Source organism: Pseudidiomarina salilacus (assembly GCF_047323925.1).
GTDB lineage: Bacteria > Pseudomonadota > Gammaproteobacteria > Enterobacterales > Alteromonadaceae > Pseudidiomarina > Pseudidiomarina salilacus.
In genome coordinates this window covers 882077-900682 of sequence record NZ_CP178751.1, presented here as the reverse complement: position 1 = coordinate 900682, position 18606 = coordinate 882077, and the positions used below count along the sequence as shown (strand labels likewise).

Below are 18606 nucleotides of genomic sequence, written 5' to 3'. Positions count from 1 at the left end.
TCGTAAAAGCGACAACAAAATGAAGGGCCGCCCAAATGGGCGGCCTTTTTTGTTTTGTTGGCTAAAACAAAACGAAGGTGTACAATGTACACCTGAATAAAAAGGGAGTTTTTATGAGTCAAGGAATGACATTTATTGAGACTTCGGTGTTTACGAGGCAGATCAAAGAGCTAGCTTCGGATGATGAGCTCAGGCGGTTACAAGAAGTGCTTATTGCTTTGCCAACTGCTGGGGTTGTAATCCCTGGTACGGGTGGGCTTCGGAAAATAAGAATGGCGGTAGACGGGCAAGGTAAGCGCGCAGGAATTAGAGTTATCTATTACCTCGCGGGTAGCGACTTTGTTTATCTGCTTTTAGCGTACGCAAAAAGTGTGAAAGAAAACTTAAGCGAAGCGGAGAAGTCCGTCCTCAAGTCGCTGGCAAAACAATTGAAGGAGGTCCATCGGTGAATATGTTTGATGATTTAAAATCTTCGTTGGAAGAGGCTGTTGAAATCAGCAAAGGTAACGCTGAAGCTTCGCGTCAGGTGAACTACAAGATAGCTGATGTAAAAGCGATTCGTAGTCAATTACAGGTTTCGCAAGTTGATTTTGCGCAAGCACTGGGGACAAGTGTTGATACGGTTAAAAGCTGGGAGTCGAAGCGACGTAATCCCACTGGACTTGCCGCTAAAGTACTTTTGACCATTGAGGAGGAGCCTACTCTTTATCACGCGTTAGCTCAGCAGTCATTGGATAAAGCGTAGGTGACGGCGGCGTTGGCGTGCAGTTTCGTGGTGTCGTAGAGTGGCACTGGTGTGTCGGTGGGTTTGATGAGCATGCCGATTTCGGTGCAGCCAAGAATGACCGCTTGTGCACCTTGCTGATCTAAGTCGCTTATGATGTCGAGATAAGCCTGTTTTGACGCTGACTTGGTAACCCCTAAACACAATTCTTTGAAAATCACTTCGTGGACCGCGTTGCCTTGAACTTCGTTGGGTATGAGTACTTTTAGGCCTTGGGCTTCTAGGCGTTCACGGTAGAAAGCTTGTTCCATGGTGAACTTAGTGCCGAGTAACCCTACGGTGGTGATGCCGTCTGCTTTGAGTGCTTCAGCCGTGGCATCGACAATATGTAGCAACGGGATCTTTACGGCATTTTGCAGTTTTGGCGCGACTTTATGCATGGTATTGGTGGCAATTAGGAAGAAATCAGCACCTGCTGCTTCGAGTGATTTCGCCGCTGTCGTTAGAATTTCTGCGGTGCCGGCCCAATCGCCTTGATGCTGCAAGGGTTCGATTTCAGCAAAGTCTACGCTGTTAAGAATAACCTTCGCTGAGTGCAAGCCACCCAAGCGTTCCCGCACCTGCTCATTGAGCAAACGATAGTAGGTCTGCGTTGATTCCCAGCTCATGCCGCCTATCAAACCAATGGTTTTCATCTTGCTCAAATCCCTTGTTCTGGTTACATTGCCACAGCTTAGGGCGCGCATGACGCGATTGCAATCACGACAGAAAGTAGGAGAGCGCATTGTTAGTTCCATTGCAAAAAGATGACTTTGAATTGGTGTCAGGTTGGCTTGCTGATCCTGAGGATCACTTCAAAGTCTGTGGCAATGCCTTTGGCTACCCATTACAGCGCGAAGTGTTCGAAGCTTTTTTTGTGGAAAGCGCCGGCAATGCCAACCAGCGCTTGTGTTTTAAGTATTGCGTCAACGACACAGCCGTGGGCATGGTGCACTTTACACGTATTGATAGACCCAACGACTTTGGTCACATAGGTGTGGCCATGGTAGATCCGCAGGCGCGCTCAGCGGGGCATGGACGCGCCATGTTTGCGGCGTTGTTGACGCTGGGCTTTGATGAACTGAATTTTCACCGCATTGATTTGAACGTGTTTGAATCGAACGCGCGAGCGTTGAAGTTCTACCAAGAAGCCTTTGGCTTTCAAGTCGAGGGCTTAGCGCGCGATACCGTTAAAAAGGACGGCGTGTATCAGGGCTGGTATACCTTGAGTCTGTTAAAGCATGAGTGGTTGGCGCAGCAATAAGTTACTCTGACCAAATAGCGTATTCGTTGCCGCTGGGGCAGGTGAAATGAAAGCGGCGGCCACCGGGGAAGTCGAAAATCGGTTTGATGACGGTGCCGCCAGCTTGTTCCACCTGCTTCTGTGCGTGCTCAAGCTCAGCACTGTACAGAACAACGAGAGCGCTACCTTGCGCTGTTGTGGCTTTAAGGTCAGAGCGGAAAAAACCACCATCCAGACCAGCATCTTGAATTGCTGCGTAATCGGGTCCGTAATCAACAAAGCTCCAGCCAAAGGCGTCAGCGAAGAACTTTTTTGTGGCTTCGATGTTTGTAGCTGGTAGCTCGATGTAATTAATTGATACACTAGCCATCGGTGTTATGCCTTCTCGTGATGATGTCATGGCATGAGTATAGCTTCCGAAGTATTTATTAGCAGCGCAAATAGAGGTTCTATGCCTGAGTCGGCAGGAAAACGATTAAATAAATTTATTAGCGAGAGCGGTTACTGCTCGCGTCGCGAGGCCGATCGCTTTATTGAGCAAGGCGTGGTCAAGATTAATGGCAAGCAGGCAGGGCTTGGCGATCAGGTGATGCCAGGCGACCAAGTGCTGGTGAACGGCCGCAACATTAAGCCGACGGATAAAGAAAAATTTGTCTTTATTGCGCTGAATAAACCGGTGGGGATTGTCAGTACCACTGATTCAGCCGAGCCGAAAAATATGGTCGATTTTGTCGGACATAAAAGTCGTATCTTTCCGATCGGTCGCTTAGATAAAGATTCGCAAGGCCTCATTTTCTTGACCAGCAACGGTGATTTGGTCAATAAAATCTTACGCGCCGGTAATAAACACGAAAAAGAGTATGTCGTAACTGTCGATCGGCCGATCACGCCTGATTTTATTAAGGGTATGGCCAATGGTGTGCCGATTTTAGGCACCATGACGAAAAAGTGTAAGGTGCGCCAGGAATCAACCTTTACCTTCCGCTTGATTTTGATTGAAGGTATGAACCGGCAAATTCGACGCATGTGCGAGCATTTTGGTTACGAAGTGCGCAAGCTGGAGCGCGTGCGCATCATGAACGTGAGCTTAGGTAAGCTACAAGTGGGGCAGTGGCGTAATCTCACCGACGCAGAACTCGCTGACATTATGAAATCGATTGAGCATTCGTCTTCAGAAGCACCGGCTGGGCATCGGCGTCGTAAGCCACCGCAGAAAAAGCCCGAAGTACCTTCGCCTTGGGCTAACTCGCGTCACGCACGTGCGAGTGACAAAGCGAGCGACAAAGACGGCAAAACCGGCCGTCGCAAGCTACGTCTCAACAAACCAGCAGAGAAATAGTTAGAGCGCCCAGGCACGAAAGCGTTTGGCTTTGATCTTGTCGTTATTGATCAAGGCCAGCGCGTGATTCACTTTAGTTGATTTGACCGCAACGTAAGCCCACTGTGCTTGCACCTTGATCTTACCAATATCATCAACACTCAGCTTCTTATCGCGCGTTAAGGCACCAACGATGTCGCCTGGGCGTAACTTGTGTTTCTTACCACCATTGAGTTGCAGGGTGACAAACTCTGCGGTAAGCGGCGCTACGGCAGTATTGAGTGGTGGCAATTCAAGTAACTTGATGGGGGCCGATAGCGTGTCTTCTAGCATCCGCATTTTGAAATCGTCTTTGGCGCCAATCAGTGTCACGGCTAATCCTTCCGCTCCCGCGCGGCCCGTGCGGCCAATACGGTGCGTATGCGTCGCGATATCATGCGCCATACCGACGTTGATCACCAAGTCGAGCTCAGCGATATCTAATCCCCTTGCGGCGACATCGGTCGCAACTAAGATACGGCCGCTGCCATTGGCGAATTGCACCATGGTTTGGTCGCGATCTTTTTGCTCCATATCGCCATGCAAGGTAAGGATGCTAAAGCCTTTGCTTTTCAGTGCATCCGCAATGTTTTGCGTCTCCACTTTAGTGTTGCAAAACACCATACAGTTGCCTGGGCGCAGGTCCAGCAGCAGCGTTCGCACCGCTTGCGCTGGCGTATCATCACCGAGCTCATAAAAGCGTTGCTGAATTGAGATCTGGGTGTGGGTTGCGGCCACTTTAATGATTTCAGCGTCGTTGCACACCTGCTTGGTGAGTTGCCGAATCCCTTGCGGATAGGTAGCGCTGAACAGCAAGGTTTGGCGGTTACTCGGCGTTTTGTCGATGATGCCGGCAAGCTCATCCTGAAAACCCATTTCGAGCATGCGATCGGCTTCGTCTAACACCAAGGTTTGTAATTGCGCGAGCTGCAAACGCTCTGCTTGCAAATGATCCAACACACGGCCAGGCGTACCGACCAACACATGCGCACCATGCTCGAGCGATGCTGCTTGCACTTTCGACGGCGCACCGCCGCACAAGGTCAACACTTTGACATTGCCCATCACCTTGGCTAGCTTGCGAATGGCTTCAGCAACTTGCTCCGCCAGCTCACGAGTTGGGCAAAGCACCAAGGCTTGCGGTGCAAAAGATTCGGTATCGAGTTTGCTCAATAGGCCTAAAGCAAATGCGACAGTTTTACCCGAGCCAGTCTCTGCTTGCACCACCACATCTTCACCGCGCAGAATTTTCGGCAAGCTGTAGGCCTGCACCTGCGTCATTTCCGTAAACTTCGCATCGTTCAAGCTGCTCAATAGCGCGTCGCTAAGCTTTAGCTCGTTGAACTGGCGAACGCTTGGCGTGGTGGGGGATGTTGTTTCAGACATGATGATGATTCACTTTATCGGCGGGCGCATCGTTAGGCGCAAAACGCGCTTAACGCGCAAAAAATTAGCGTGGTAGTATAGCAGAACAGCACTGATAGTGCTGTTAATTCAATTAAGGTTTCGTCGAGTTAAAGCGCAAAAAGGAATGTCAGAAAATGGATGTCACTACACAGTTGTTTGATGCGGTGCAGGCGATGATGCTGCAATGGGGGGCCTACCTCATTGTATTTGCGATTATTGTCGGATTTTTTAGAACGAATTGGTTCAAGGGCAAACTTGGCGAAGCCCTGGTGAATTTAGCCGCCAAATTACGACTCGATAAAAGCACCTATCACCTGATCAAAGACGTTACCTTGCGCGCTGGGGACGGCACCACGCAAATTGACCATATTATCGTCTCGGTTTATGGCGTCTTTGTGGTCGAAACTAAATATTATCGTGGCTGGATTTTTGGCTCAGCAAAACAAAAAACGTGGACGCAGAGTATTTACCGGCGCAAATACAGTTTCCAAAACCCGCTATTACAAAACTATAAGCATGTACAGACGTTAAAAGAGCTGTTGGAACTCGATGATCACCAGATCCATTCTGTGGTGGTGTTTATTGGTGATAGCCAGTTCAAAACGCAAATGCCCGCCAACGTCGCTTACGGCGGCGCTTATGTGAATTATATTCGTTCGTTCACAACGCCAGTATTGAGCCTTGAACAAGTCGAAGCGATCAAGCAACTGATTCACTCGAATGCACTGACGCGCTCTTTGAAAACTGATCGACAGCATCGCGATTATTTACGTGATAAGTTCGCAACACCTGAACCGGCAAACGCTGAGGCACAAACATCAGAAATGATCAACACGTGCGGTAAATGTGGCGCTGAAATGAAGCTGCGCACGGCCACGCGTGGCGCGAATAAAGGCCAACAGTTTTGGGGCTGTAGTGGTTATCCAAAATGCCGTAATGTAATGCCATACAACGCGAATTAATTTCTAAGAGGAAGAATCATGGACAAATTCATGCAAGCGGCGATTGAAGAAGCGCAAAAAGGACTCGCAGAGGGCGGGGTACCGATTGGCTCGGTGCTGGTACACAACGGCAAGATTATTGGCCGTGGGCACAATCGGCGCGTGCAAAGCGGTAGTCCTATTTTGCATGGCGAAATGGATGCGTTTGCTGATGCCGGGCGGCAACCCGCGTCGGTTTACAAAGAGTGCGTGATTTACACCACGCTGTCGCCATGCTGCATGTGTTCCGGCGCGATTGAGTTGTACGGTATTCCACACGTGATTGTCGGCGAAAACCAAACCTTTATGGGCGCCGAAGAGCGACTACGCGAGGCAGGTGTGAAGGTCGACGTGTTGCAAGACCCGACCTGCATTGAGCTGATGACGACGTTTATTGCTGAGAAGCCTGAGCTTTGGTTTGAAGATATCGGCGAATAGCTCGTCAGCTAAGAAAACTTTGACCACCTATAAAAGGACTAAATGATGAAAAGGATCTGTCTGATACTCATCACCTTGTTTGTTTTGTCTGCAATAGCGAGCGATCAATTTCGCTGGAAAAACCAAGACGGTGCTGCGTTAGAACAGCGCGAGAATCAACAAAGAGGTTACACTCACTGACGCCAATAGAGGGGTTACTTTGTCGCTAAAAACCTCATTTATGCTGGTGGAATAGCCCTTTGCAAGCGCGGTACGCACCGTTAGTCCAACTAAACCCAGTTACAATTCTCAGTCATGTCTTGTAACGGCGGTATGAGATAAACCATGCGAAGTTTTTCTTTGTAAAAGTAGAAGGTCAGATGATGAAGTTGCATTGGTTGTTGATAGGTTTGTTCGTTCCTGTGGTTGCTTTCGCGAATCCCGATGTTGTGAAAGTTAAAGGCTATGATCTCGAATATGAGATTGCCGGAAGTGGCAGTGAAGTGATTCTATTAGAAGCTGGCGGCAGCGCAGGCATGTCAGACTGGGACCCAGTTTTTCAACGCCTCTCAGAGCACGCGAAAGTCATTCGGTATTCTCGCGTCGGAAACGGCAACTCAACTGCGATTCAGCAGCATTTTACCTCGCGAGATTACGCTGACCAAGCCAGCACCTTGCTCATTGAATTAGGTATCCAACAACCCGTTATCTTGATCGCGCACTCGTACGGCGGGAGTGTTGCACGAGACTTTGCAGCAGCTTACCCCGAACAAATAAAAGCGCTGTTGATGTTAGATCCATCGTCCGAACATGACGTTGATATTTTACGCGCAATAGACTTAGAAAAGGGCAATGCAGAAATTGCGCAAATCAAACTCGACGACATGAAAAACGGCATGTCCAATCAATATTTAGACTTCTGGAGCAAGCGGCCGCTGCCCGATTACCCCCAAATTAAAGATATGCCGGTAACGGTGATTGCGTCGATTAAGAAAATGGAGAACCCTCCGAACTTATTCTTCACGGATCGCGGACGGGCAATGTGGGGCGAACTTTGGCAAGAGTGGGCAGCCGCGTTCCCGCAAGGCAAATCGGTTTTAACTGAGAACAGCGGTCACTTTGTGCAATTTGATGAGCCAGAACTTGTGGTCAGCGAGCTGTTGTTGTTAATGGAGCATTAGGCAAGGCACACTTATCTCAATCACGCGGAACAACTAAGTAGCGCTTCGTTGTTTTGGTGTTTTGCTCTGCGCTCCCGCCTTTGCAGGCTTTCCGTTCGAGGCAACGCTCGAGGAGATGGCTCAGGAGGCGGATCACATTTTGATCGGTCGTGTCACTGGTGTGGATATGATTGATGGTAACGGTAAGCCTGTCGAAGACAGGGAGGCGCGCACCGGTCCGGGCCGCGAGAACATCATCCGTATACTCATTACCGTCGACGAGGTTCTTGTCACTAACGCATCAGACGTTCCTTCGGTTATTCGAGTGCCATTGGCAAGCCACCTCCATTACAGCTTGGGCCAGATCAGCGAAGTATATGAGGGTGACACGTTGGTGAGGCTCGTTCTTTTGCAGGGAGAAGACTTAACTGGTATCAAGCCAGGCGTTTTCCTTCGGTCCTTGAGCGATAAGGACGAGGCTTTGCGGATTTATGATGCTACGCATTGACATAAAGCCGAATTCATCAACGAGCGTGCAGCAGGAAAAGTGAAGACGAATATCACGTTTTACCATAGAGGAATATGCATGACTAACGATTCTACTTGTCCGGAATGTGGACGCTCGAACTTGTACCTCAGCAATGAAGTCTCGTCTGGAGGTGGCTATGCGCCTAACTATCTGCCACCGATACTGGCTGAATCATATCGAAAGTATGAGTGATGCCAATTTGAATAAAAACACCTTGGGTCTGGATGGGGCTACTGTGAAGAAAATGGCGCTAGCCATACAAAAAACGTTATGAGTCGAGTTAGGTTTAAAGGGTGAATTCGTGTCCCTTTAGTTTAGCGTTAGCGTCCGCTCCTGGCACAAAGCTGACTATCAAGCTCTCAAATCTATTCGCTTCTACCGAACGTCAAAATAACAACCTAGAAGTTGTAAGATAAGATCGCAAACAGCATAAAAGTTGTTTTTCGTAAAAATACAGCGTATAAGTTGTATGTCGAATAAAAAACAATATATAGGTTGTTTTATGAAAACACTGAAAGAGCTTAGCGAACTACTAGTCGAAGAGCGCAAGAAACGAGGACTGTCACAAAAAGATATGCGTATGCTGATTGGCATGTCGCAGCAACAGTATCAGCGCGTTGAGTCAGGGCAGGACCTAAAAGTTTCGACCTTGTTGCGTATTCTTGTGGGTTTAGGCTTGGAGTTATCGATTTCAGATCCTACTAGCATCGATAGCGAGCGCACGACACCAACAAACGCAGAGTCTGAAAATGTGTGGGCTGGCAAGCATAAGCATCTTGAGGACTAACGGCTATGAATACAAAACGCAAAGAGTATGTTGAAGGCCTCCGGCTGAGCATCAACAATCAAGAAGTTGGTGTCATCTCACATTATTCGGGTGGCAAGAGCATCTTCGTATTCTCTCCAGATTACATAGCGTTGCCTGGCCCTAAGCGCCATACATTCACGATGTCTCAATTAATTGATGAACGCTACCTTCAGCAACCGCTCATCAGTTCACAACGCCTGCCGCCAGTCTTGTCGAACTTGTTGCCCGAGGGAGCATTGAGACAATTGATGGCGCAGTCACTGAAAGTCCACACTGATAATGAGTTTACTTTGCTGGTGCACATGGCAGGGAGTTTACCCGGTGGTGTGATTGCAGCGCCTATCGTTGCCGGGCAAATGCCTGCGTGGGCGCTCGATCATCGTGAACAAGTTGAAGCGGTACAGATAGATGTTGAGCATTCGCAAACTAAGTTTTCCTTAGCTGGTGTGCAGATGAAGTTTTCCTCAGTTCGGAATCAGGACGGTCGATTTAACATCGGCACTGATGCGAATCGGGATAGCTGGATCATCAAGACACCGTCGACTGTGCACAAATATGTGCCTTACAATGAATTCTCGGCGATGCGCCTTGCGGAGGCCGTCGGTGTTGATATTCCAGAAATAAAGTTAGTTAAATTATCTGACCTAGATAACTTACCGAATATTCAGTTGCCCAATGAGCAACATGCTTATGCGATTAAGCGATTTGATAGAAGCCATGGGCAACGCATTCACACCGAAGATTTTGCGCAAATTTTCGGAGTGTACTCCCATGAGAAGTATAAAAAGCATAATTACGAACAAATTGCTGATGCACTTTATTCGTCTAGCCATCAAGCTTTAAAAGACGTACAGCAAATGGCGCGGCGTTTGCTAGTGAATATATTGCTTGCCAATGGTGATGCCCATCTTAAAAATTGGTCAGTAATTTATACTGATCCGCAGCGGCCAAAGTTATCACCTGCCTACGATATCGTTTCAACATTACCCTACGTCAACGACGAGACAGAATTTGCGCTGAACATGGCCGGAAATAAGAATTGGTATCAGGTCAATATGACTTCGTTTGAAACCTGGTCTAATCGTGTTGGTCTACCTTGGCAGGCGATTAAGGTTCACCTAATTGATACCTTAGAAAAAGCGCGTTCAGCTTGGCCTCAGCTATTAACCGAACTGCCAATGCACGAAGCGCACAAAAAGACACTGCGAGCGCATTGGTCGAAACTGCATGATGATTTTCGGACTTAAGATGAGACAGTGGCTAGCGCATAGTAGTAACTTACTCGCATCATGAGCGCCGTTCCAATCCAAGCCTATATGGCTTCAATGTGGCATGCTTAGAAGGTATTAACCCTTTAAAAATGACGGTATTCCGACCTATGATGGTGTGAATCACCCTGCGGATCGTGTTTAGCGAGCAGACGACTTTCTTTCGAAACCCGAAAATGCCTCCTAGACTTGTAAGATAATTCGTCATTTAGCTACGAGTTTAAATCCGCCGCCCAATGATGGGAGACGAAACGATGCAACACGTCTCAGGAATGCGTTTTGCGCTGACAGGAGCCATGCTTATTGCGATAAGCTTTGGCCTGGCGCGGTTTGCCTTTGGTTTGTTTGTGCCGCAAATTCGCGCTGATCTTGAACTGAGTGCGAACTCCATTGGTATAATCGCGGCGCTTCCACTTATCAGTTTCGTTGTTATCAGTATAGTTGCCCCTGTGGTTACTAAGTATTTCGGTGCGCGTAATACGACTGTTTTATCTGCTGCATTTGCTGTTGTAGGGTTGGCGTTGATGAGCCAAGCCCGAGGGCCTATTTTACTAGGTTTGGGCGTCGTCGCTTGCGGTGTATGCACGGGCTTAATGATGCCAGCACTTACAGCGGCCATGCAAGCGTTGGTCGATCGTTCTATTCATGGGCGTGTCAGCTCAGTGATGAACGCTGGGACCAGTATTGGTATCGCGCTCTCGGTTCCCGCTGTGCTATTGCTCGTTGGGGCATGGCGCTACGCCTATTTATCGTTCACGCTATTTGCCGTGATGGGTGTTTTTCTTGCGTGGTACCTCATTCCGTCGGTTTCGCGGTTTAGACCTACAGCTGCTGCGCCACCGCCCAAAATCACGGCGAGACAGTGCTGGCGCTTGTTAAGTCTGTTTCTTTTTGCCTTTGCCATGGGCTTTATTGCGTCAGCGTATTGGACTTTTGGACCAGACTTAGCCATCAACTTGGGCGCACTTTCTTCGCAGCAAAGTGGTTGGCTCTGGTTAGCCTTAGGTATTGCCGGACTGGGCGGGGCGATTATTAGCGACTTAGCAGATAGAAATAATCCCGCGATCACGCACGCCTTGATGTTGATGATGCTGACAACCAGTTTAACGTTGTTGGCAGCGAGCCCAAGCCAAATTTATCTAGCTGTTTTTTCAGCCTTGGTTTTTGGTCTAGCCTATATGAGCTTGACGGGGCTCTACTTGATGACCGGCATTCGGTTATTGCCGGGACGCCTATCAATGGGGCCTGTGCTAGCCTTTGTGGCTTGTGCTTTAGGTCAAGCAGTAGGCTCGCCCATAATTGGTTTACTCGTGGGGAAGTTTGGCTACGCTGATAGCTTCTCGATGTTCGCCGCGGCGGGTGTTCTTGTTTCTCTGTTATCACCGCTGTATCCCGGCCGAACTGAGGAAGAGACCGAAGCTTTCGATGAGGAGACCGGCCTGCAAGCTGCGTATGACTATCAATTGCAGGACGATGAGGGCGAGCCGTTGCAGAGCAACCATCCAGAACAAGCCAAGGAAAATGCTCCAAATTGAGTTGAAAGACTTATTATTTTAAGGAAAACCAATGACTATCCATCGTGGCTCATGCCTTTGCGGCACTGTCAGTTTTACAGTTGAAGGCGACTTCGACAGCTTTTATCTGTGCCATTGCAAGCGCTGCCAAAAAGACACGGGTTCAGCGCACGCAGCTAATTTGTTCTCGCAGTCAGCGCAACTCATTTGGTTAGCTGGAGAAGATGCAGTGACCTCATTTACGCTTCCAGATTCGCGGCATAGCAAAAGTTTTTGCAAGCACTGTGGCTCGGCTTTGCCGAACACGCAAAACGGGGGGATGCTGGTGGTACCGGCAGGCTGTTTAGATACTGAGGTCAAGTTGATGCCAACGGCGCACCTATTTACCGCGAGCAGCGCAAATTGGGAGGCTAAACTGAAACTGAGCGAGGTGCCAAAATTTAAACGCTTACCAAAGTAACGCACGCATTTCACAAGTGTTGAGTTAATGACCTCGTAGATACAACTTTTGGTTAAGCGTACAGAACTAAATGAGGTGCAGCAGCGTACAACAACTAAACCCCAAAACGAGTGACAAAGATGTTTGGATTATTCAAATCGAGCCCGACCAAGAAGATGCGCAAACAGCTAGAGCAGCTGCAAAAGAAAGCCATGGAAATGCAGCGCAACGGCGATATCCGCGGCAGCTCGCACATCAGTCAAGAAGCGGATGAGCTATGGAAGAAGATTCAGGAAATAGAGGCCGCAGAGAAATAAGCTGCGGCCTAACACTGCTAGCGACGACTCCAGCCTGAGAAGGCAAACAGCACCAAGGCGACGATAGCACCAAGGGTGTCTGCGAGCATGTCTTTCTGGGCGTCCCAGACATCGCCTTGCGAACCGAGAAACTCCAGACCTGCGTCGCCACCTTCAATGACAGCAAATTGCCATTCAATGATTTCGTAGGCGGCGGCCACGGCCATGATAAAGAACAAGCCGAACAACATGGCGGTCACTGGGCGTGCCCATTGTTTGCGTACTAATAATTCGGCCGCAGCGTAGGCATAAAAGCCGACACTGAAATGCGCGATGCGGTCGTAGTGATTGCGTTCAAAGTCAAAGGTGTTGGTGACCCAATCAAAAGGCACATTGGCGAACGTGTAGTGGGCGCCAATAGTGTGCATGATCAGCAATACACTCATGAGCACGTAAGCGGTATTGCTAAAGCGAAATGCGCGGTAGGTGGCCAATAACCCGGCAAAAATCGCCATAATTGGAATCATTTCGGCCCACCACACGGTGCTATCGGCAGGGTCTATGTAGGACCACACCATGGTGGCAATAACGACAATCGCGAGAAAATGCGGTACGCGTGCTTGCCAACCTGAGTAGACGGGAGTAGTTGCGACCATGGTGGTTCCTTATTGTTGTTATTGTGCTGCTATTATTGCCCCTGTAATGGCCAACCGCCAAGATTTTTATAGCGATTTATCATCCAACAGAACAACTCAGCAGTGCGTTCGGTATCGTACAGAGCGGAATGTGCTTGCTTGCCATCGAACGCGATACCGGCCGACTGACAGGCTTTCATCAGCACTGTTTGCCCGAGGGTAAGGGCAGCAAGCGCGGCCGTGTCGAAGGTGACAAACGGGTGAAATGGATTGCGCTTGAGTGCAGCGCGCTCAGCCGCGGCCATCACAAAGCCATGGTCAAAGGTTGCATTATGACCGACCAACACGCAACGCTGACAACCGGCTTCCTTTTGCGCTTTGCGAATCGGCTTGAACATCTCTTTCAGCGCTTCTTCTTCACTGACGGCACCGCGCAGTGGTGAGTGTGGATCGATACCGTTGAAGTCAATGGCAGCTTGCTCGATGTTGGCACCAGCAAAGGGTTGCACATGAAAGTGCAAGCGCTCAGCAGGGTGCAGCCAACCCTCGTCATCAAAGGCGAGGGTAACGGCCGCAATTTCCAGCAAGGCATCGGTTTTCGCATTAAAACCGGCGGTTTCGACGTCAATAACGACCGGCAGGTAGCCACGAAACCGCTCCTGCATTAACTTGGCGGTGTGCTCACTCATAAATCGTCGCTTGGTTTGCGATCAATCAATTCGATAGCGTAACCGTCAGGGTCTCGGACAAAGGCAATCACAGTTTTGCCGCCTTTCACTGGCCCTGGTTTGCGATAGACGTCAGCACCTTTGGCTTCGAGCTGCTCACACAAACCATAAATGTCTTCCACGCCAATGGCGATGTGCCCGTAGGCGTCGCCTAAATCATACTCACTTTTGCCCCAGTTGTAGGTCAGCTCAAGCACGGTATGGTCGGCTTCGTCGCCGTAACCGACAAAAGCAAGCGTGTATTTGTACTCCTCGTTGTCTGCTTGACGCAACAATTTCATGCCAAGTAATTCGGTATAAAATTGGATTGAGCGGTCTAAATCGCCCACGCGTAACATGGTATGTAGCATTCTCATCGTGGTACTCCTTTGCTTACTTTGTTACAACTTCCCTTAATCGTCGGAAGTTTTCTCTTTAAATTCACATAAGTCTTCAATCAAGCAGCTGCCGCAGCGCGGTTTGCGCGCGATGCAGGTATAGCGACCGTGCAGGATAAACCAATGGTGCGCATCTACCTTAAATTCCGCCGGAATCACTTTATCAAGTTTATCCTCTACTGCGCGAACCGTCTTACCCATGGCAAACTTGGTGCGATTGGCAACCCGAAAAATGTGCGTGTCGACGGCAATGGTCGGCCAACCAAAAGCGGTGTTGAGCACGACATTAGCGGTCTTCCGACCCACTCCAGGCAAGGCTTCTAATGCCGCACGGTCTTCGGGGACTTGACCGTCGTAGTGGTCAACAAGTAGTTGACAGGTCTTGATTACGTTCTCGGCTTTAGCGTTAAACAAACCAATGGTTTTAATGTAGTGCTTCACTCCGTCAACACCGAGTTCCAGCATGGCGGCCGGCGTATTGGCAACCGGGAACAATTTACGCGTTGCTTTATTAACGCCGACGTCGGTGGCTTGTGCCGACAGCATGACTGCGATCAATAACTCGAACACCGAGTCGTATTCGAGCTCGGTGGTCGGGTGCGGATTTTCGTTGCGCAAACGGGTTAGGATTTCAATGCGTTTTTGTTTATTCATAGCTACGTCAGTGCTTAGCCTTGCGACGTCACACGCGCACGCGTGACTTCTTTAACGGGTTTGCTGGCGCGTTGTTCGAGATAGCGGTCGATGCCATTTTTCAGCGCGATGATGAAGCCCATGGCGATGAATGCGCCCGGCGGTAGAATCGCTAGCAACAACGGATAATCGACGGCGAATAACTCAATGCGCAAGGCTGTCGCCCAGTCACCGAGCAACAATTCAGCGCCGTCAAAGAGGGTGCCATTGCCGATGACTTCGCGAATGCCGCCCAGTAACACCAACACGATTAAAAAGCCTAAGCCCATCATCAAGCCATCATAAGCTGCGTGGTGCCACGGGTTTTTCGAGGCGTAGGCTTCGGCGCGGCCAATGATCACGCAGTTAGTGACAATCAATGGAATAAAAATACCGAGGGCTTGGTACAAGCCATACACATAGGCATTCATCAACAACTGGATCACGGTTACAAAGGTCGCGATAACCATCACAAAGACCGGAATACGGATTTCTTTGGGTACCCATTCGCGCACCAATGAGACGGTAATGTTGGAGCCAACTAGTACCAATAAGGTGGCGAGTCCAAGACCGAGGGCATTGGTCACGGTGTTACTCACCGCCAATAATGGACAGAGGCCAAGGAGTTGCACCAAGGCTGGGTTATTCTGCCACAGCCCTTGCCACGTCAGTTCACGATAGCTCATGAGGTTTCACCTTCGCAGGCAGTAGCCGTTTGTTGCCACTGCAATTTTTGTTGCTTAAAGCGTCGCACGGTGCGTTCGACAGCTTGTACCACAGCACGTGGGGTAATAGTGGCACCAGTAAACTGGTCGAACACGCCACCGTCGCGGCGCACGGCCCAGCGCTCATCGTCGCTGCCATTTACGGTCATGCCATCAAAGCTCAGGATCCAATCGCTTTTACGTAATTCGATTTTGTCGCCAAGCCCCGGTGTTTCTTGGTGTTGCAAGGTACGTACACCGGCAACTTCGCCATTCCAATTGAGCGCGACTAATAAGCGAATGGCACCGGAATATCCATTGGGTGCCACCACTTCGAGGGCTGCCGCGGTTGGCTTGCCGTTAAGTGTTGCGAGGTACATGGGGGTTGGCGTGCGAGCGAGATCGGCATCATCAATCAACCGACAACTGGCATACAAATCATTATCGTGTTGCGCTGGTGGAATCAATTGATTCAAGACTTGCAGCAGTTCGCGCTGTTGTTCACGGGCAATGGGCTCGGCGGTCAAACGCGCCACCAGCATTACCAAAAGGGTGGCGGCAACCGCAAAAGCGGCCAAAATCAGCCCGTTGCGCTGCATACTCTTACCGATCATGACTGACCTCCACGTCCGCCCGAGGCATGGCCATAAGCGGTAGGCTGCGAATATTTATCGATAATAGGCACGGTCATATTGGCCAGCAGTACGGCGAAGGCAACAGCGTCGGGATAGCCGCCCCAAGTGCGGATCACAAACACCAAGAAGCCGATCAGCAAACCAAAATACAAGCGCCCGCGATTCGAAGTGGCAGCGGTGACGGGGTCGGTCGCAATAAAGAACGCGCCGAGCATGGTTGCGCCACTGAGTAGGTGCATTAGCGGTGAAACGCTTTGGTCCGGTGCAAAAAGCCAGGCGATAGAGGCGGGGATAAGCAGCCCCAACAACATGCCACCGGGAATATGCCAACTGATGACGCGAACTTTCAGCAACACCAAGCCACCGAGCAAGAAGGCCGCGTTTATCCATTGCCAACCGATGCCGGCAAGGCCACTAAAAATCGGCTGTGCGAGCGCTTCACTGATGGTCAATTGATGGTTCAGAGCGGTGCGCAAGCTATCTAATGGGGTCGCCATGGTGAGGCCGTCAATGCCCATGCGTAATTGTTCCATGCTGTAGCCGGCCGGGGTGTAGCCGCTAAAGATCAACACTGTGGTGTCCCAGAAACTCAGATCAAATTGCGCCAAGCTCTGTGGCAGCGGCCAACTGGTCATTTGCACGGGGAAGCTGACGAGTAACAACACATAGCCGGCCATGGCCGGATTGAAGATATTCTGACCGACACCGCCATATACGTGCTTGACCACAATAATCGAAAATGCGGTACCAATGACAATCAGCCACCACGGCGCCATGCCCGGAATACTGATGGCCAGCAACACTGCTGTTACCAGCGCCGTGTGATCGCGCCAAGCACTGCTAATCGGACGGCCGCGTAAGGCCATGCAGGCTGCTTCAGCAACCCAAGCAGTGACGATAGCGAGTGCCAGTTGCCAAAGTACACCCCAGCCGAAAAAGTACATCAGTGTCAGCACACCCGGTACTAACGCTAAATACACCCAGCGCATGATTTGCTGAGTGGTACGCCGTTGGTGGGCGTGGGGGGATGCTGCCAGTTTAAAGGTCATGCTTTGTCCTCATCCGCCGAACTGGTTTCAGAATTCTGTTCTGCTTTTTTTGCGGCGGCTTGCTGCGCAGCTTTGCGAGCTTTTGCCCGCGCGATAGCAGCTTGCACGGCGTCTTGTGGATCGTTGCCACCGGCGGCTACTTGTTCAGCTTGTGCTTGTTTACGCGCTTCAGCGGCTTTGCGATGGCGCTCCAAGCGTTCCTCTTTTTCGCGCTCTAAGCGCTCTTGCCGAGCTTCAAAACGCTCTCGCGCCACTTCCGCTTTGGCTTTTTCACGCGCCAGATTACGGATTTCAGCTTTGGCTTTACGATAATAATGCACTAACGGAATTTCACTGGGGCAGACATATGCGCAAGCACCACATTCGATGCAGTCAAACAGATTCTGTTGCTCTAGGCCGTCGTAATCTTTGGCTTTTGCCAGCCACTGTAGTTGTTGTGGCAGCAACTGGGCCGGGCACACGTCAGCACAGGCGCCGCAGCGAATACAAGGCATTTCTTGTTGCGCCGGGGCGAGTTCTTGCGTGCTTGGAATCAGTAAACAGTTGGTAATTTTAACGACCGGTACCTCGAGATCGGGCAGGGTGAAGCCCATCATCGGCCCCCCCATGATTACCCGTTGTTGATCGCCCTCACTGACAAATCCCGTTTGCTGCAACAAAGTGGCAACCGGTGTGCCAATGCGCACCCAGTAATTGCCGGGCTTTTGCACATTCTCACCAGTGACGGTGACCACCCGCTCGGTAAGAGCCTCACCGTGGCGAATCGCGCGGCTGACCGCGTAGGCAGTACCCACGTTTTGCATCACCAGACCAATATCAATAGGCAGGCCTTTGCTCGGTACTTGGCGCCCCGTTAGCAATTGAATCAATTGCTTTTCGCCGCCAGACGGATACTTGGTGGGCACCACGCGCAGACTGAACTGCGGATAATCGGCCAGCACTTCACGCATCGCCGCGATCGCCTCGGGTTTGTTATCTTCAATCGCCACCAAACCTTTGGTGGTTCCCGCAAGGTGCAACAAAATTGCCGCGCCATCAAGAATGGTGGCCGCATGTTCGCGCATTAAGCGGTCGTCGGCGGAAATATAGGGCTCGCACTCGACGCCGTTGATAATCAAATAATCAATCGGCCGTTGCAGGGCTAGCTTTTGTGCGGTGGGGAAACCGGCACCGCCAAGTCCGGCAATCCCTGCCATACAAATACGCTCGAGCAGTTCAGCACGCGAGACTTGGGTGTAGTCGGTCAATCCTTGCTGCGGCACACTCTCATCTTTGCCATCGGCGGCAATACGAATGACGATGTCGGCCATTGCCGATGGATGTGCGATACGCCCGGGGCCAATCGCGGTAACCGTGCCTGAGGTCGGTGCATGAATCGGTAGACCTTGTCCCAACGCCGCTTTACTTAGGGGCTGGCCATGCAACACGCGTTCACCGACACTGACACAAATTTCAGCCGGGCCACCGATGTGTTGTTTCAACGGCACCGTATAGGTCGCGGCCAGCGGTAATTGCGCAATGGGCACCGTATTGGAGAGCTCTTTGCGCTCCGGTGGATGAATCCCGCCTGGGAAGGTCCAAATGCGACCTGCTTCAATTTCTTTTAGATTGGCAGTCGTGGGCAT

Annotated in this window: 24 protein-coding genes and 1 pseudogene; 14 read left to right on the top strand and 11 right to left on the bottom strand. The window is 50.4% G+C overall.

The window, feature by feature from the left end; translation table 11 throughout:
- Positions 1 to 125 precede the first annotated feature (125 nt).
- Positions 126 to 449 carry a type II toxin-antitoxin system RelE/ParE family toxin gene (locus tag ACJ8W9_RS04360; protein ID WP_411360939.1) on the top strand — a complete coding sequence of 108 codons (324 nt, stop codon included), beginning with the start codon at positions 126 to 128 and terminating at the stop codon, positions 447 to 449.
- 2 nt (positions 450 to 451) lie between these two features.
- On the top strand, positions 452 to 745 hold the full coding sequence (gene nadS / locus ACJ8W9_RS04355) for a NadS family protein (protein ID WP_411359285.1): 294 nt from the start codon (positions 452 to 454) through the stop codon (positions 743 to 745).
- Here nadS and ACJ8W9_RS04350 read toward each other — a convergent pair.
- Positions 721 to 1419, bottom strand: a complete 699-nt coding sequence (locus ACJ8W9_RS04350) for an aspartate/glutamate racemase family protein (protein WP_411358667.1) — start codon at positions 1417 to 1419, stop codon at positions 721 to 723. The two genes, nadS and ACJ8W9_RS04350, sit on opposite strands and share 25 nt — an antisense overlap.
- A gap of 89 nt (positions 1420 to 1508) precedes the next feature.
- Between ACJ8W9_RS04350 and ACJ8W9_RS04345 the strand changes: the two genes are divergently transcribed.
- Positions 1509 to 2027: a GNAT family N-acetyltransferase gene (locus ACJ8W9_RS04345; protein ID WP_411360512.1), complete on the top strand. Its 519-nt coding sequence runs from the start codon at positions 1509 to 1511 to the stop codon at positions 2025 to 2027.
- Between the two features lies 1 nt (position 2028).
- Here the strand turns inward: ACJ8W9_RS04345 and ACJ8W9_RS04340 are convergent, their stop codons facing one another.
- Positions 2029 to 2376, bottom strand: coding sequence for a VOC family protein (locus ACJ8W9_RS04340; protein ID WP_411360511.1), 348 nt, complete (start codon positions 2374 to 2376; stop codon positions 2029 to 2031).
- A gap of 81 nt (positions 2377 to 2457) precedes the next feature.
- Here ACJ8W9_RS04340 and rluF point away from each other — a divergent pair, with 81 nt between their 5' ends.
- Positions 2458 to 3345 carry a 23S rRNA pseudouridine(2604) synthase RluF gene (gene rluF, locus ACJ8W9_RS04335; RefSeq protein WP_411360510.1) on the top strand — a complete coding sequence of 296 codons (888 nt, stop codon included), beginning with the start codon at positions 2458 to 2460 and terminating at the stop codon, positions 3343 to 3345.
- On the opposite strand, the gene dbpA is transcribed toward rluF, so the two are convergent.
- On the bottom strand, positions 3346 to 4749 hold the full coding sequence (gene dbpA, locus ACJ8W9_RS04330) for an ATP-dependent RNA helicase DbpA (protein ID WP_411360509.1): 1404 nt from the start codon (positions 4747 to 4749) through the stop codon (positions 3346 to 3348).
- A gap of 155 nt (positions 4750 to 4904) precedes the next feature.
- Here dbpA and ACJ8W9_RS04325 point away from each other — a divergent pair, with 155 nt between their 5' ends.
- The 10 genes and pseudogenes from ACJ8W9_RS04325 (at position 4905) to ACJ8W9_RS04280 (ending at position 12202) form a co-directional block, all read left to right on the top strand.
- The gene (locus ACJ8W9_RS04325) at positions 4905 to 5732 is read left to right on the top strand and encodes an NERD domain-containing protein (protein ID WP_411360508.1); all 828 of its coding nucleotides are present in this window, start codon (positions 4905 to 4907) and stop codon (positions 5730 to 5732) included.
- An 18-nt stretch (positions 5733 to 5750) separates the two neighbouring features.
- Positions 5751 to 6188: a nucleoside deaminase gene (locus tag ACJ8W9_RS04320; RefSeq protein WP_411360507.1), complete on the top strand. Its 438-nt coding sequence runs from the start codon at positions 5751 to 5753 to the stop codon at positions 6186 to 6188.
- Positions 6189 to 6547: 359 nt separating this feature from the next.
- Entirely contained in the window at positions 6548 to 7348 is an 801-nt protein-coding gene (locus ACJ8W9_RS04315; RefSeq protein ID WP_411360506.1) for an alpha/beta fold hydrolase, read from the top strand.
- A gap of 115 nt (positions 7349 to 7463) precedes the next feature.
- Entirely contained in the window at positions 7464 to 7835 is a 372-nt protein-coding gene (locus tag ACJ8W9_RS04310; RefSeq protein ID WP_411360505.1) for a hypothetical protein, read from the top strand.
- A 523-nt stretch (positions 7836 to 8358) separates the two neighbouring features.
- Complete coding sequence (locus ACJ8W9_RS04305) at positions 8359 to 8643, top strand: helix-turn-helix domain-containing protein (protein WP_411360504.1); 285 nt, start codon at positions 8359 to 8361, stop codon at positions 8641 to 8643.
- A 5-nt stretch (positions 8644 to 8648) separates the two neighbouring features.
- Positions 8649 to 9911 carry a type II toxin-antitoxin system HipA family toxin gene (locus ACJ8W9_RS04300; RefSeq protein ID WP_411360503.1) on the top strand — a complete coding sequence of 421 codons (1263 nt, stop codon included), beginning with the start codon at positions 8649 to 8651 and terminating at the stop codon, positions 9909 to 9911.
- Positions 9912 to 9943: 32 nt separating this feature from the next.
- Positions 9944 to 10077, top strand: a pseudogene (locus ACJ8W9_RS04295) (GFA family protein); the annotation flags it as partial.
- 109 nt (positions 10078 to 10186) lie between these two features.
- Positions 10187 to 11467: a CynX/NimT family MFS transporter gene (locus tag ACJ8W9_RS04290; protein ID WP_411360502.1), complete on the top strand. Its 1281-nt coding sequence runs from the start codon at positions 10187 to 10189 to the stop codon at positions 11465 to 11467.
- Positions 11468 to 11498: 31 nt separating this feature from the next.
- Entirely contained in the window at positions 11499 to 11906 is a 408-nt protein-coding gene (locus tag ACJ8W9_RS04285; protein WP_411358648.1) for a GFA family protein, read from the top strand.
- A 119-nt stretch (positions 11907 to 12025) separates the two neighbouring features.
- Complete coding sequence (locus tag ACJ8W9_RS04280) at positions 12026 to 12202, top strand: DUF6435 family protein (RefSeq protein ID WP_411358647.1); 177 nt, start codon at positions 12026 to 12028, stop codon at positions 12200 to 12202.
- 17 nt (positions 12203 to 12219) lie between these two features.
- Here ACJ8W9_RS04280 and ACJ8W9_RS04275 read toward each other — a convergent pair whose 3' ends face one another.
- Genes ACJ8W9_RS04275 through rsxC form a run of 8 tightly spaced genes read right to left on the bottom strand, consistent with a single transcriptional unit; the run spans position 12220 to position 18606 of the window.
- The gene (locus ACJ8W9_RS04275; RefSeq protein ID WP_411360501.1) at positions 12220 to 12837 is read right to left on the bottom strand and encodes a DUF2238 domain-containing protein; all 618 of its coding nucleotides are present in this window, start codon (positions 12835 to 12837) and stop codon (positions 12220 to 12222) included.
- A 32-nt stretch (positions 12838 to 12869) separates the two neighbouring features.
- Complete coding sequence (gene rnt, locus ACJ8W9_RS04270; RefSeq protein WP_034732379.1) at positions 12870 to 13505, bottom strand: ribonuclease T; 636 nt, start codon at positions 13503 to 13505, stop codon at positions 12870 to 12872.
- Complete coding sequence (gene gloA / locus ACJ8W9_RS04265) at positions 13502 to 13900, bottom strand: lactoylglutathione lyase (RefSeq protein ID WP_034732378.1); 399 nt, start codon at positions 13898 to 13900, stop codon at positions 13502 to 13504. Before gloA ends, rnt begins: the two co-directional genes overlap by 4 nt.
- Positions 13901 to 13936: 36 nt before the next feature.
- Entirely contained in the window at positions 13937 to 14575 is a 639-nt protein-coding gene (gene nth, locus ACJ8W9_RS04260) for an endonuclease III (RefSeq protein ID WP_411360500.1), read from the bottom strand.
- A gap of 14 nt (positions 14576 to 14589) precedes the next feature.
- Positions 14590 to 15279, bottom strand: coding sequence for an electron transport complex subunit E (locus ACJ8W9_RS04255; protein ID WP_034732375.1), 690 nt, complete (start codon positions 15277 to 15279; stop codon positions 14590 to 14592).
- The gene (rsxG, locus tag ACJ8W9_RS04250) at positions 15276 to 15911 is read right to left on the bottom strand and encodes an electron transport complex subunit RsxG (protein WP_411358644.1); all 636 of its coding nucleotides are present in this window, start codon (positions 15909 to 15911) and stop codon (positions 15276 to 15278) included. The genes ACJ8W9_RS04255 and rsxG overlap by 4 nt, the downstream gene beginning before the upstream one ends.
- On the bottom strand, positions 15908 to 16981 hold the full coding sequence (gene rsxD / locus ACJ8W9_RS04245) for an electron transport complex subunit RsxD (protein ID WP_411358643.1): 1074 nt from the start codon (positions 16979 to 16981) through the stop codon (positions 15908 to 15910). The genes rsxG and rsxD overlap by 4 nt, the downstream gene beginning before the upstream one ends.
- The gene (gene rsxC / locus ACJ8W9_RS04240) at positions 16978 to 18606 is read right to left on the bottom strand and encodes an electron transport complex subunit RsxC (RefSeq protein WP_411360499.1); all 1629 of its coding nucleotides are present in this window, start codon (positions 18604 to 18606) and stop codon (positions 16978 to 16980) included. The genes rsxD and rsxC overlap by 4 nt, the downstream gene beginning before the upstream one ends.

Coding starts and splice junctions, on each gene's coding strand:
- dbpA (WP_411360509.1), bottom strand. CDS start 4,749: ATGTCTGAAACAACATCCCCCACCACGCCAAGCGTTCGCCAGTTCAAC.
- ACJ8W9_RS04360 (WP_411360939.1), top strand. CDS start 126: ATGACATTTATTGAGACTTCGGTGTTTACGAGGCAGATCAAAGAGCTA.
- ACJ8W9_RS04285 (WP_411358648.1), top strand. CDS start 11,499: ATGACTATCCATCGTGGCTCATGCCTTTGCGGCACTGTCAGTTTTACA.
- ACJ8W9_RS04350 (WP_411358667.1), bottom strand. CDS start 1,419: ATGAAAACCATTGGTTTGATAGGCGGCATGAGCTGGGAATCAACGCAG.
- rsxG (WP_411358644.1), bottom strand. CDS start 15,911: ATGATCGGTAAGAGTATGCAGCGCAACGGGCTGATTTTGGCCGCTTTT.
- ACJ8W9_RS04300 (WP_411360503.1), top strand. CDS start 8,649: ATGAATACAAAACGCAAAGAGTATGTTGAAGGCCTCCGGCTGAGCATC.
- rsxD (WP_411358643.1), bottom strand. CDS start 16,981: ATGACCTTTAAACTGGCAGCATCCCCCCACGCCCACCAACGGCGTACC.
- ACJ8W9_RS04315 (WP_411360506.1), top strand. CDS start 6,548: ATGATGAAGTTGCATTGGTTGTTGATAGGTTTGTTCGTTCCTGTGGTT.
- ACJ8W9_RS04290 (WP_411360502.1), top strand. CDS start 10,187: ATGCAACACGTCTCAGGAATGCGTTTTGCGCTGACAGGAGCCATGCTT.
- nadS (WP_411359285.1), top strand. CDS start 452: ATGTTTGATGATTTAAAATCTTCGTTGGAAGAGGCTGTTGAAATCAGC.
- gloA (WP_034732378.1), bottom strand. CDS start 13,900: ATGAGAATGCTACATACCATGTTACGCGTGGGCGATTTAGACCGCTCA.
- ACJ8W9_RS04275 (WP_411360501.1), bottom strand. CDS start 12,837: ATGGTCGCAACTACTCCCGTCTACTCAGGTTGGCAAGCACGCGTACCG.
- ACJ8W9_RS04325 (WP_411360508.1), top strand. CDS start 4,905: ATGGATGTCACTACACAGTTGTTTGATGCGGTGCAGGCGATGATGCTG.
- ACJ8W9_RS04280 (WP_411358647.1), top strand. CDS start 12,026: ATGTTTGGATTATTCAAATCGAGCCCGACCAAGAAGATGCGCAAACAG.
- rsxC (WP_411360499.1), bottom strand. CDS start 18,606: ATGCCCACGACTGCCAATCTAAAAGAAATTGAAGCAGGTCGCATTTGG.
- nth (WP_411360500.1), bottom strand. CDS start 14,575: ATGAATAAACAAAAACGCATTGAAATCCTAACCCGTTTGCGCAACGAA.
- ACJ8W9_RS04255 (WP_034732375.1), bottom strand. CDS start 15,279: ATGAGCTATCGTGAACTGACGTGGCAAGGGCTGTGGCAGAATAACCCA.
- rluF (WP_411360510.1), top strand. CDS start 2,458: ATGCCTGAGTCGGCAGGAAAACGATTAAATAAATTTATTAGCGAGAGC.
- ACJ8W9_RS04305 (WP_411360504.1), top strand. CDS start 8,359: ATGAAAACACTGAAAGAGCTTAGCGAACTACTAGTCGAAGAGCGCAAG.
- ACJ8W9_RS04310 (WP_411360505.1), top strand. CDS start 7,464: ATGGCTCAGGAGGCGGATCACATTTTGATCGGTCGTGTCACTGGTGTG.
- ACJ8W9_RS04320 (WP_411360507.1), top strand. CDS start 5,751: ATGGACAAATTCATGCAAGCGGCGATTGAAGAAGCGCAAAAAGGACTC.
- ACJ8W9_RS04340 (WP_411360511.1), bottom strand. CDS start 2,376: ATGGCTAGTGTATCAATTAATTACATCGAGCTACCAGCTACAAACATC.
- rnt (WP_034732379.1), bottom strand. CDS start 13,505: ATGAGTGAGCACACCGCCAAGTTAATGCAGGAGCGGTTTCGTGGCTAC.